The sequence below is a fragment of the uncultured Thermosynechococcus sp. genome, assembly GCF_937958135.1.
GTDB lineage: Bacteria > Cyanobacteriota > Cyanobacteriia > Thermosynechococcales > Thermosynechococcaceae > Thermosynechococcus.
Genome location: NZ_CALGOG010000106.1, coordinates 1 through 11,619, shown reverse-complemented (window position 1 = coordinate 11,619; position 11,619 = coordinate 1). Strand labels below are relative to the sequence as shown.

Genomic DNA, 11,619 nt, shown 5'->3' with positions numbered 1-11,619 from the left:
CTGCTGTCATGTCCTACTCGCTCCGTGTTGCTGATTTGCCCATTGGCGATCGCCCCCGTGAAAAGCTGCTCAGCCAAGGTGCCCGCTACCTCAGTTCCGCAGAACTGCTGGCGATTTTATTGGGCACCGGTCAAGGGGCTGGCAAACTCTCAGCGGTAGGTTTAGGACAATTCATCCTCAAACAGTTGGGGGAGCGCAGTGGTGACAGTACCGATGCGGTGAGCGTTTTGCGCGACATTACCCCAGAGGAATTGATGGCCATTCCCGGCGTTGGCCCTGCCAAAGCCACAACAATTCTGGCTGCTGTGGAATTGGGGAAGCGGGTCTTTCAGTCGCGGCCGGGGGAGCAAACGATCATTGACAATCCTGCCCTTGCTGCTGCTGTGCTTAGTGCCGATCTGATGTGGCAACCGACGGAACGCTTTGCCGTTCTCCTGCTAGATGTGCGCAATCGCCTATTGGGGTCTCATGTGATTACGGTGGGAACGGCAACCGAAACCCTTGCCCATCCCCGCGAAATTTTCCGGGAAGCGGTGCGCCGCAATGCCAGCCGCCTGATTATTGCCCACAACCATCCCTCAGGGAATCTCTCTCCCAGTCAAGCGGATCTGGACTTGACAAAACAAGTTCTGCAAGCAGGACAAGTGATGGGAATTCCCGTGCTTGACCATTTGATTCTCGGAAATGGGGATTACCGAAGCCTGCGGGAGATAACGTCCCTCTGGCAGGAAGTCCCTCAAGGAGAGGGCAGTGCCTAATCCTCATCGGGTTCGTTTTCCAGCAGTGCTTTTGCCTCTAGGAGTTGTTGCCTGTGGGTTTCAGTGACAAGGGGGTAGTGTAGGTTAAGGCTTGCCAGTTTTTGATAAATGAAGTGAGCCACCATCAGCCGTGCAAACCACTTGCGATCGGCGGGAATAATGTGCCACGGTGCCCATTCGGTACTGGTGTGGCGAAAGACCTCGGCATAGGCTTCTCGATAGTCATTCCAGTGGGCGCGATCGCGCACATCCTCAATCGAAAATTTCCAGTTCTTGTCTGGACGACTAATGCGCTCCAAAAAGCGTTTTTTTTGCTCTGATTTGGAGATATTCAAGAAAAACTTGAGGATGAGAATGCCATTACGTGTCAAGTAACGTTCGTAGTGATTAATGTCCTCAAAGCGCTCTTTCCAGATGTGCTTGGTCTTGGTTTCCGCAGGAAGTTGCTGGCGATTGAGTAAATCGGGGTGTACCCGCACCACAAGGACTTCTTCGTAATAGGAGCGATTAAAAATACCAATGCAACCCCGCTCTGGCAATGCCCGGTTAAATCGCCACAAAAAGTCGTGATCCAACTCCTCAGCACTGGGTGCCTTAAAGCTATACACCTGACAGCCTTGGGGGTTGAGACCACTCATCACGTGTTTGATTGTGCTGTCTTTGCCCGCTGCGTCCATCGCTTGGAAGATAATCAGCAGCGCATAGATATTCTGGGCATAGAGGACATCTTGGTAGGCCGCTAGCTTCTTAATACCAGCGGCGAGGAGTTCTTGGGCTTCGACTTTGCTTTTGAGGCCAGCAGTATCGGCAGGATCATAGTCCTTCCAGTGAAATTTCTCGCCAGCGGGGACGATATAGCGATCGGGGTTAATTTGGTCGAGAAAATCCTGGGGAATCATCATCAAGAGGGGTTGCGGCAGAACTGTATCCTAGCCTACATTCCCCCATTACAGAAAATTCAAAATGTGCTGCTTTTCGGTCTATCTTTAACAAATTGTATAAGTTACGGGCAAAACAAAATTCTCTTTGTATGCTGTATCAGTAGGCGAGCGATCGCCCTTAATCGCATCATTACCTAACCTATTGTTTGCGTTCTGGACAGCCACCGTGGCTCCAATTAAACCCCAGAAACTGGATCTGGATGCAAGTTACCCCTGCCCTTGTCGCCGTCAGGGGGAGCTGGTGCCTATTGCCCTCACAGAAGCCTTTGGATGTCGGCGCTGTCAACAAATCTTTGTCGTTCGTCCCGATGGCTTTTCCATTGAGCAATTGGCTACCACCTATCCCTACAAGCGAGCGTGGTATTGGACAGGGTTGCAGTGGAGTCAGTTGCAGCGGGGGTTCTCAGAAAGTTACTGGTATTTCGCAATTGGCCTGAGTTTCTTTTTATTGATGCCTATTCTGTTGTGGCTGCCCTTACTTCTACAATTGTCCTTAAAACCTGAAGGGCTGCTATGGATTATTGCCTCCCTGCTGATTGCCCTGACACCAGCATTTCTGGTGTGGATTGCCCTCTCCCGTCGTTGAGCGATCTGCGGCTATGTTGCCTGAGCCCCTAAGGGTGGCGCGGGTCGCCAGTACACACCTCAGCCAAGCCGGCTATGCTCTGCGCCAGGAAGCTCTCAGGCATTTGATTGAGGAGTTAGCAACAGCAGAGTCTTTACTGTTGGAACAAAATACTCTTGATCTCGAATCCAGCCGCGATCTGGCAGTATCTCAGATTGTGGTTGGCTGGTTGCGGTTGACCCATGAGCGCCTGCACCGCATTCAGCAGTGGCTAGAGCGCCTCTACCATGCAGCGGATCCGTGGCAGCAACCCTGCCCTACACAGCCAGAGCGGTTTCAGTATGCAGTTCCCCTAGGGGTGGTGGCATTGGTTTATGAAGGACTACCCACCTTAAGTTTGATGCTGGCGGGCATGGCACTGAAAACGGGAAATGCCCTTGTGCTCTGGAGTGCTGAAAGTAGTCGCTACACGGCGGGGGCGATCGCCAGCCTCATCGAAGCTGCATTGAGCAAAAGCAGTCTGCCAAAAACGGCCATTCAGACCCTTTCTCTCCCGCCCGCCAGTTGGCTTGCGGATGCCACTGCGGTTGATCTCGCTCTTGTTTATGGCCGTTTCCGCTTTGTGGCCGAGCAACGCGCTGCTGCCCGCTGTCCCCTAGTCTCGCTTTCCCTTGGTAATACTTACCTTGTTTGGGATGGCTCTGTGTCGCCAGAGAGTGTCCTCAATTGTATTCAGCACAGCCACCAAGCAAACCCTGATCGCGCCCTGGCAATTGAAAAGGTCATTGTACTCAGCAATGTCAATCCCTCCCATTTGACCTTTGTGATCAATGAACTCACCCAAGCCGGCTACAAACAGGGGGTGGACGAGTACCTGCACCGCAACTATCCCCACATTCCCCTTGTAGATGCCGGTGAGTGGCCACTCCCCTATCTAGATCAACGCTTAGCGTGGCACTACGAAGAGGATCTCACCACAGCAATCACTTGGATTCACCGGTATGGCAGCGCCGCCAGTGGGATTGTTGCCAGCAGCTACAGAGATTGCCGTGTTTTTTATCAGCAGGTGCAGACCCCCTTGGTTTTTGTCAATCGTCCTCCCCACCTAGAGCGCTTGGATGCACTGGCCATTGGCGCTGTTGCCCAGGGGTGCCAACGGGGTCTCTTTGGCCTTGCTCAGTTACTCAGTACCAAGCAGGTTTATTTGTAGGGGAGCTTGCAGCTCTAGGTGGAACTCACAGGAATAGGTGTGAGCCAATCGCTACTGCCATGGCTTTCCACCTCCGTGAGCCAGCGTTGATAATCGGCCACAAGGTGCTGACTAAGGCGCTGTTTAATCGTTAAAAGAACGCTCTTGAGTAACCCATTGCCGGTGGCTTCGAGAAGGGGACGCGGCGTGAGATCTAAAGGCGGCGGAATATCCACGCCCACTTGCAAATCAGCTCGACCAACCAAATCCGTACCGTTCGGCGTAGCTTGGGGAGACAGGTAACCTTCGAGGGCGAGGTGAAAGCGGCGATTGATGTAGTCCACCCCGCGAATTTCACAGCCAAGGGAGCGTAATTGTAAAGAGCCATCACTATTGGCATGAACGGCCAGATCAACGGTGGGTTGCAAGCTGACCATGAGAAAATTGAGGGGGCGCATCTTCAGACGAAAGCGATCGCTCCCTAGAAATTCCACGCGGGTTGGATCCGTCAAAGCATAAACAAGCCGCCGGGGCTGACGCAGGTAGTGCTGCAAGGGAGCCGTGGGTGTTTCAATACTGAGGCAAACAGATTGGCTGGCCTTGAATTCTAAGTACATAGCACACCTAGCGAACGTTGTTTCTAATGTAACGAATTATTAAGAAGCCCGTGAACGGGAAACCGAACTTCCTAATCTGCCCAGTGGGTTTGCCGTCCCAGCCAAATCACCGGAATGAGACCCACGACCACCAAGGCCAAGGCACTTAAGGCCGCTTCGGGAAGCCGCTCATCGGAGGCAAAGCGGTAAACCTGTATCGCTAGGGTATCAAAGTTAAAGGGCCGAATGACCAATGTCGCAGGCAATTCCTTCATGACATCCACAAAGATCATCAGGGCTGCGGTAAAAAGGCCGGGCACCATCAGGGGCAAGTGAACCGTGCGCAGAATATTCCAAGGGGATCGCCCCAGGGTCCGCGCCACCTCATCGAGGGATGGACGAATTTTCACTAAGCTGGCTTCAACGCTGCTAAAGGAGACGGCCAAAAAGCGCACCAAGTAGGCATAGAGCAATGCGACTATTGTGCCACTGAGAATTAAGCCCACTTCCACCCCCCACAGATGCTCACTGACATCGTTAATGACGTTATCTAGCCACCCCAAGGGCATGAGGATGCCAACGGCAATCACTGTCCCTGGAACTGCATAGCCGGTAATACACACTTGGGTTCCCCAACGAACCCAAACCGTTGGCAGCAAACGATGGCCATAGGCCAACAGCAGAGCAATCCCAACCGCTAGAACCGCAGAAAGGGTCGCCAAAATCAGGCTGTGGCTGGCGTGTTCCAGAAATTCGCGACTGAGCTGAAGCTGTTGGTAGCTAATGGCCAAATAGAGGAGCAACCCCGCCGGCAGTAATAAACCTAAAACGACGGGCAGGGCACACACGAACCAAGCCGCAACCGCTCGCCATCCCCTGAGGCGATAGGGCACTGGGCGATCGCCCCCTCGATTGTAATAGCGCGCCTTGCCCCGGAACCATTTCTCGACAAGCAGCAGAGCAAAAACAATCACCACCAGCACAGAAGCCAACTGCGCCGCCGCCATCTTGTCACCCATGCCAAACCAAGTGCGGTAAATGCCGACGGTGAAGGTATCCACGCCAAAGTACTGCACAGTGCCAAAATCATTCAGGGTTTCCATGAGGGCAAGACTGGTACCGGCAGCGATCGCCGGCCGCGCCAGGGGCAATGCCACAGTCCAAAAACTCCGCCAAGGGCCGCAGCCAAGGGAGCGACTGGCTTCCAAACTACAGATCCCCTGCTCCAAAAAGGCTACCCGCGCCAACAAATAGACATAGGGGTAAAGGACAAGGGTGAGCATGGCGATCGCCCCGCCAAGGGAACGGATATTGGGAAACCAGTAGTCACCGTAGCCCCAGCCTGTCAGTTGCCGCAGCCATGCCTGAACAGGCCCCTCAAAGGCAAAAAACTCTGTATAGGTGTAGGCCAACACATAGGCCGGTGCGGCTAAAGGAGTCAACAGCAGCCACTGCCACCAGCGCACCCCCCAAAATTCACAGTTCGTGACCAGCCATGCCGTACTCACACCAATGACAATCACCCCAATGCCTACACCCAACATCAACCAAAGGGAGTTCAATAGGTACTCAGGTAAAACCGTTGCGGCCAAATGCTGCCAAGTGTTACCTGTATTTACAAAAATTTGGCTGAGAATGACAAAAATCGGCAAGGCAATCCCTAGGGCAATCAGCCACACCAGTAACTCCCAAGGTGTCAGGCGAAGCCACCGAGGGAGGCTCAGGGACTTAGACACGGCACGACCTCCAAAAACAGGCACTCAAAAAAGACTTAAAGAATGGTCAAACTAAAATCTAGCCAAGGCGATCGCGTGATCATCGCACTCGTAGAAATGTAATCTACGCCGGTCAAGGCCACGGATCGCAAGGTTTCCAAAGTGATATTGCCAGAGGCCTCAATTTTAATGTGGGGAGCTTCGGCGCGGATCATCGCCACTGCCTTGGTCATGTCTGGAAGCGGCATATTGTCGAGCATAATCACCGCCACCCCAAGGGAGAGGGCTTCGCGCACCTGATCGAGGGTCTCGGTTTCCACTTCAATAACCAAGGGAAAGGGACTGGCTTGGCGCACTTTCTCAACCGCAGCCGTGATCCCCCCCGCTGCCACAATATGGTTGTCTTTAATCAGGATTGCATCGTCAAGGCCAAAGCGATGGTTGACCCCGCCCCCGACAGCAACTGCATATTTTTCCAGCAGGCGCAGTCCCGGTGTCGTTTTACGGGTATCCACCAATTGGGTGGGCAGATCGGCAATCTGCTGGGCATAGGTATGGGTGAGGGTGGCAATGCCACTGAGGCGCATGAGGCAATTGAGCGCCAGCCGTTCGCCAAGGAGTAATGCTTCTAGAGGCGCTTCAAGCCGCGCAACAATCGTCGGCTGATCACAAATCGCGCCTTCGGCCTGCTCATAGGTAAATACAACGCTTGATGTGAGGCGTTGAAAAACCCGCTCCACAATGGGCAGGCCGGCAATCACTCCCTGACTTTTGAGCCGAATGTGGGCTTTTCCTCGGTGCTCGTGGAGGTGCAGGGCCTGGGTGGTGCGATCGCCCCGACCGATGTCCTCCTGTAACCACCGATCTAGGAGAGGATCCAAGACACACCAGGGCGGCAAATAGGCAGATACCCTAGGCTTCATTGGAGAGCGCCACCAATGCCTGCAACTTGTCCCATGCCGCACCGCTGGCCAGAATTGCCTTTGCCCGATCTACCCCTTCCCACCAATCCTGAACTGCGGCGGCCACGTAGAGGGCGAGGGCGGCATTGAGCGCCACCACCTCCTGTTGAGCCGTTGTCCCTTTTCCCTGAAGAACTTGGGTCAGAATCTCGGCATTCGTCTGAACATCCCCCCCTGCCAACTCACTGAGGGGAGCACTGGCTAGACCCAAGGCTTGGGGATCGAGGACTGCTTGGCGTAGCGGCTCCTCAGGACTGCTAAACATCACCAAATCAGTCATATTGCCAAGGGTGGCTTCATCCACTCCTTCGCGACCATAGAGGACAATCCCCCGTTGACGACCCAGACGTTGCAGGGCACCGGCCATCGCTTCCAGATAGCGATCGCTGTAAACCCCAATCACCTGCCCCGTGGGATGAAGTGGATTGACCAAAGGACCTAACAAGTTAAAGACCGTGCGAATTTTTAGGATACGGCGTAGGGAAGCCACGGCTTTCATGGCGGGATGCCAACCGGGGGCAAAGAGGAACGTGATCCCCACTTCCTTGAGCAAAAAGGCGGGATCGTCGTGGGCAAGGTTGACCCCCAGGTGCTCAAGAACATCCGCTGAACCAACGCGGCTAGAGACGGAACGATTGCCATGCTTGGCGACTTTGACCCCTGCTGCCGCCACCACAAAGGCAACTGCTGTGGAAATATTAAACGTACCGGCGCGATCGCCCCCTGTGCCGCAGGTATCAATGAGGGGTTCGGCCAAATTCAATGACACCCCTGGGGACTGAGCCAGCAACACCTTGGCCATCCCCGCCAGTTCCTCCACCGTCAGCCCCTTGAACTGTAGTGCCGTGAGAATAGCTCCGGAGAGAGCATCGGGAATTTCGCCTGTCAACCATCCCTGCATGAGCTGGGCGGCCTGCTCTTGCGTCAGGGCTTGGCGATCGAGGAGTTGTTGGAGCAGCTCAGACCACATTGACAGGAGCAGGGAAAGAATTAGGCTTTAATTGAGTTGTTGCTGGCCTTGGCGTGCTTGCCAATAGTGCAGGGGTAAGCAAAGCAGCGAGGAGGCGGTGAGCAAAAGGGCCAGGAGTGCGGTGATCTTGCACATTTGACCCAACTCTGTGCCCTCCAATGGTACAGCGATCTGTAGCCCCCGCGCACCACAATAGACCAGCCAATAGACAAAGATCATACGCCAAAGAGTTTCGCCATAGGCCTCTTGGGGGGAACACTCCCGCAGGGGAAAGTGTTTTTCCTCTTGATGAGCCGTGTACAATAGCCAGCTTAAGCCACCTAAAGCGGCGATCGCCGAGGCAATCAAGATTCCCACTGACCAAGAAGCAGCCACTGCCATTATTCTTTTGAACTCCTTGTCATCAGCACATTGTTCCTCAGTCTAGGGCAGTCGTTTGCCCGTGATGACACTTGCTAACAATTTGAAATTTTTACGTCAACATAATTTACAAATACCCTCTAAGTTCAGATGAGCCATGACGGCTTCTGTGAGTTCATCTAGGGCAACAGCCCGTTGCTCGGCATAGTGGGGAATTGCTGTGGGTAGGAGTGGCAATTGGCGGCGGGAGCGCAACACATTCAGCCAATGGCGACGCCAAGCGCCGTTTTCCAATAGCCCATGTAGATAAGTCCCCCAAAGGGTGCCCGCTCCGTTAACCAGACCCAGTTCTGAGGCGGCAAAAAGGGGCTGCCAACCCTTGAGATCCCCTGTGTAATTACTTTGGCCTTGGTGAATTTCGTAGCCCAAGATCGGCTCAGCACAGGGGAAATAAAGGGACTGGGTTTGTTGTTGTCGGGTGCATTTGGTTTCTCCCAGTTGGGTGTGCAGGGGCATGAGTCCCAGTCCTTCATAGGTGCCGCAGTATCCCTCTAAACCCAGAGGATCGCTGATGGTGACGCCCAACATCTGCCAGCCACCGCAAATGCCGAGAATGGTTCCCCCTTGGGCAGCATAGGCTTTTAGTTGCGCTGCCATTCCCGTTTCGCGCAGGACGTGGAGATCGGCAATCGTGGTTTTAGTGCCCGGCAAAATGACGGCATCGGGCTGACCTAGGGGACGCTGGGGCGGCAAAAACTCAAGGGAGACGCTGGGTTCTGCCAGCAAAGGATCAACATCGCTAAAGTTGGCAATCCGCGGCAGGCGAATGACGGTAATTTTTAAGTCTGCCCCTTGGCGTTGGGGGCGCGGATCCCATAGATCAAGGGAATCTTCGGCAGCATAGTGGCGATCGAGCCATGGAATCACGCCCAAGACTGGTACCCCCGTCGTCTCCTCTAGCCATTGCAGACCGCTGTCGAGGAGCGATCGCTGGCCGCGAAATTTATTGATGACAATTCCTTGGATCAACGCCCGCTCCTCGGCATCTAGCAGCATCAACGTGCCTACAATATGGGCAAACACACCGCCGCGATCTATATCGGCGATGAGAATGGTCGGTGCCCCTAGGTGTTTGGCCACCCGCATATTGGTGAGGTCGCGGTGCTTGAGATTGATTTCCGCCGGTGAGCCGGCGCCTTCACACACAATCCAGTCAAAGCGTTGCTGGAGATTTGCCAAGGCCTCTGTAATTGCCTGCCAACCCCGCTCAAAGTAATCCCGATAGTAGTCTGCCGCTTGGGTGACCCCCGCCACCTGCCCCTTCAGAATCACCTGCGAAGTCATATTCCCTTGGGGCTTGAGGAGAATGGGGTTCATCGCCACTTCCGGTTCCACCCCTGCCGCCCAGGCCTGCATTGCTTGGGCATAGCCGATTTCGCCGCCCTCACGGGTGACGTAGGCATTCAAGGCCATATTCTGTCCCTTAAAGGGGGTGACCCGGTAGCCCTGCTGAGCCAGCCAACGACAAATCACCGCTGTGAGAAGCGATTTCCCCGCATGGGATGTGGTTCCCACCACCATTAGAGCTTTAGCACCCATGGTTGAGCAACGCCGCGGCGCATCCTACGAATGGACGGGAAGCGTCATTCCCTAGTTAGCGGCGGATGTGATGTGATTCTTCTAATCAAGTATGGCACTATTGCCCGCCAGAAAAGACTTCTGGAGACCCGGACAGATAAAGGTACAGCCGCCTCCCTCTCTGCTAACAGGATTGGGAAGCCGCTGATGCACGCAAAGGGTCATCGGGGGAGCATTCACGGTTAGCTTAGGGATACTTCACCGCCCGCGGTACTCTTTGCAATAGTTCTGGCGAGAGAGATTGGGTTAGACTCAGACCATGAGTGGGTGAACTCAAAGCCCTTGCTGCTGCTGGGGTCAGCCATTGCCGCGCCTGCTCATCCCCTAGAAGATGCAAGCGTAAAAAGGCCAAGCTCAATCCCTGCAGATAGGCACGCGATCGCGGGGGAGCAGCACCGACTAGGAACCGGGGGATTGGCAGTACGGGTTCCCTTTGACCGGCCTCACCAATCGTTGAGAAATGGGTTGCATCGTCCATCAAGACGAGGTAGCGATCGGGCGTCGTCAGCCACGTAAAGGGATAAATCTGTTCCTCGACAGCAGGGGCGATCGTATCCTCACTTGCAGCCACAAACATCACGGGAATTTTTAACTGACTCAGGGACTCAGGACTAAAGACAGCACTGGTGATTGGGTTAACAGCAATTACCGCTTGCACACGGGGATCCTTTAGAGAATAGACCCTTGGTGGTAAGGCTTGCGCTTGGCATTGAAGCAGCAGTGATACATTAAACGACTCTAGGACACTTCTGGTGCAATGTCGCCGCAGTTGTTGAAAATCCAAGGGTGCCCCTGCGAGGGTCAGAGCCGTGTAGCCCCCAAAGGACTGACCAATGATGGCCACCCGCTCCAAGTTCAACCGCCCTCGCCAAGGGTAGAGTTGCTCAGGAAATGCCCCTAAACGATCAAGGACAAACGTCACATCAAGGGGACGATCCAGAAATTCCTGAGCCGCCGTCCTTGAACTGGCATAGCCTATGGGAAACGAGAGTAGCTGCCGAGTTGAGCTACCCACGTGCTCAAGGGCAATAACCGCAAAACCGTGGGAGGCCAAATGTTGACACAAATAGCGATAGCTGTAGCGACTTGCCCCCAAGCCATGGGAAACAATGACCACCGGAACCTGCTGTCCCGCGGGAACAATCGGTAGATAAAAATCCGCTTCAATGGGGCGGGAATGTCCTGTCAACTGCAATCGCCAAGGCGATTCATCCACTGCTGCCCAAGGCATCTCTAGCCACTGCCCAGATCCCGGTTGGAGCAGTGATTGCACACTGGTAGGGATCAATTTTGTCTGATTTTCAATCGCCTGCCGACGGACAACATCCAAAATGGTCTCTGTTACGCGGATCGTGTGCTGGAAGTTTTTGAGAATGGCGAGTCCTTTCTTGAGGTCAAAGCGGATACTGGGGGAGGGGTAGTGGCGCATCACACTCAACACAGTGAGGCCCTTGGGATCGGCAGCGGCAAGAATCAGGGCTCCTCGCAGGGCACGGGCATTTTCTTGGCGACTTTGGGTCTGAAGAAGCCGACTTGCCTGCACCATTAATTCTTGACCAAGGGGAGAGTACAGGAGTTGAGCAACAGCAACAGGGGAGAGTTGCAGTCGTTCCTGCAATGCCGATCGCAATTGCTGCCGGTGGGCAGGTGGCAATAATCGTAGGTAGCTAGCCAGTTCCAGGGAAGGTTGGCCAGTGGCGGCAAATCGTTCTAAATCGGCAATGGAGAGCGATCGCTCCAAGAGGCCATAGCGCAAAATAATTCTCTCCGCTGCCCATAGTTCCCTTGAGCCACCCCCCAAAATACTCACCGCCACAATGAGACTGAGGGGCAGTAATACGAGCCACTTAAGTGAGGAGTGAGTCACAGTGAAGAGTTATGCAGTACAACTCAATCAAAAAAGTTAAATAAAGTCGCGGCAACGG

Annotated in this window: 11 protein-coding genes; 3 read left to right on the top strand and 8 right to left on the bottom strand. The window is 54.3% G+C overall.

Annotated features, from left to right (window positions below; all coding sequences use genetic code 11):
- Positions 1 to 8 precede the first annotated feature (8 nt).
- Complete coding sequence (radC, locus tag Q0711_RS11600; RefSeq protein WP_298615729.1) at positions 9 to 758, top strand: DNA repair protein RadC; 750 nt, start codon at positions 9 to 11, stop codon at positions 756 to 758.
- Here the strand turns inward: radC and Q0711_RS11595 are convergent.
- Entirely contained in the window at positions 755 to 1,657 is a 903-nt protein-coding gene (locus tag Q0711_RS11595; protein ID WP_366142454.1) for a polyphosphate kinase 2 family protein, read from the bottom strand. The two genes, radC and Q0711_RS11595, sit on opposite strands and share 4 nt — an antisense overlap.
- A 208-nt stretch (positions 1,658 to 1,865) precedes the next feature.
- Between Q0711_RS11595 and Q0711_RS11590 the strand changes: the two genes are divergently transcribed.
- Together Q0711_RS11590 and Q0711_RS11585 are read left to right on the top strand one after the other, a co-directional pair.
- Positions 1,866 to 2,285: a hypothetical protein gene (locus Q0711_RS11590; protein WP_298615725.1), complete on the top strand. Its 420-nt coding sequence runs from the start codon at positions 1,866 to 1,868 to the stop codon at positions 2,283 to 2,285.
- A 13-nt stretch (positions 2,286 to 2,298) separates the two neighbouring features.
- Positions 2,299 to 3,474: a hypothetical protein gene (locus tag Q0711_RS11585; protein ID WP_298615723.1), complete on the top strand. Its 1,176-nt coding sequence runs from the start codon at positions 2,299 to 2,301 to the stop codon at positions 3,472 to 3,474.
- A 14-nt stretch (positions 3,475 to 3,488) separates the two neighbouring features.
- On the opposite strand, the gene Q0711_RS11580 is transcribed toward Q0711_RS11585, so the two are convergent.
- From Q0711_RS11580 to Q0711_RS11550, 7 genes are all read right to left on the bottom strand, one after another.
- Positions 3,489 to 4,070: a DUF1997 domain-containing protein gene (locus Q0711_RS11580; protein ID WP_298615721.1), complete on the bottom strand. Its 582-nt coding sequence runs from the start codon at positions 4,068 to 4,070 to the stop codon at positions 3,489 to 3,491.
- 71 nt (positions 4,071 to 4,141) lie between these two features.
- Positions 4,142 to 5,785, bottom strand: a complete 1,644-nt coding sequence (locus Q0711_RS11575; protein WP_298616937.1) for an iron ABC transporter permease — start codon at positions 5,783 to 5,785, stop codon at positions 4,142 to 4,144.
- Positions 5,786 to 5,820: 35 nt separating this feature from the next.
- Positions 5,821 to 6,687, bottom strand: a complete 867-nt coding sequence (nadC, locus tag Q0711_RS11570; protein ID WP_298615716.1) for a carboxylating nicotinate-nucleotide diphosphorylase — start codon at positions 6,685 to 6,687, stop codon at positions 5,821 to 5,823.
- Positions 6,677 to 7,696, bottom strand: coding sequence for an anthranilate phosphoribosyltransferase (gene trpD, locus Q0711_RS11565; RefSeq protein ID WP_298615714.1), 1,020 nt, complete (start codon positions 7,694 to 7,696; stop codon positions 6,677 to 6,679). The genes nadC and trpD overlap by 11 nt, the downstream gene beginning before the upstream one ends.
- Before the next feature lie 27 nt (positions 7,697 to 7,723).
- Entirely contained in the window at positions 7,724 to 8,077 is a 354-nt protein-coding gene (locus Q0711_RS11560; RefSeq protein ID WP_298615712.1) for a hypothetical protein, read from the bottom strand.
- Between the two features lie 96 nt (positions 8,078 to 8,173).
- Positions 8,174 to 9,655: a cobyric acid synthase gene (locus Q0711_RS11555; protein ID WP_298615709.1), complete on the bottom strand. Its 1,482-nt coding sequence runs from the start codon at positions 9,653 to 9,655 to the stop codon at positions 8,174 to 8,176.
- Between the two features lie 226 nt (positions 9,656 to 9,881).
- Positions 9,882 to 11,561, bottom strand: a complete 1,680-nt coding sequence (locus Q0711_RS11550) for an alpha/beta hydrolase (protein WP_298615707.1) — start codon at positions 11,559 to 11,561, stop codon at positions 9,882 to 9,884.
- Positions 11,562 to 11,619 lie beyond the last annotated feature (58 nt).

Excerpts from the sequence above, each read along its gene's own strand:
- Q0711_RS11585 (WP_298615723.1), top strand. The coding sequence starts at position 2,299 with ATGTTGCCTGAGCCCCTAAGGGTGGCGCGGGTCGCCAGTACACACCTC.
- Q0711_RS11560 (WP_298615712.1), bottom strand. The coding sequence starts at position 8,077 with ATGGCAGTGGCTGCTTCTTGGTCAGTGGGAATCTTGATTGCCTCGGCG.
- Q0711_RS11555 (WP_298615709.1), bottom strand. The coding sequence starts at position 9,655 with ATGGGTGCTAAAGCTCTAATGGTGGTGGGAACCACATCCCATGCGGGG.
- Q0711_RS11580 (WP_298615721.1), bottom strand. The coding sequence starts at position 4,070 with ATGTACTTAGAATTCAAGGCCAGCCAATCTGTTTGCCTCAGTATTGAA.
- Q0711_RS11595 (WP_366142454.1), bottom strand. The coding sequence starts at position 1,657 with ATGATTCCCCAGGATTTTCTCGACCAAATTAACCCCGATCGCTATATC.
- nadC (WP_298615716.1), bottom strand. The coding sequence starts at position 6,687 with ATGAAGCCTAGGGTATCTGCCTATTTGCCGCCCTGGTGTGTCTTGGAT.
- radC (WP_298615729.1), top strand. The coding sequence starts at position 9 with ATGTCCTACTCGCTCCGTGTTGCTGATTTGCCCATTGGCGATCGCCCC.
- trpD (WP_298615714.1), bottom strand. The coding sequence starts at position 7,696 with ATGTGGTCTGAGCTGCTCCAACAACTCCTCGATCGCCAAGCCCTGACG.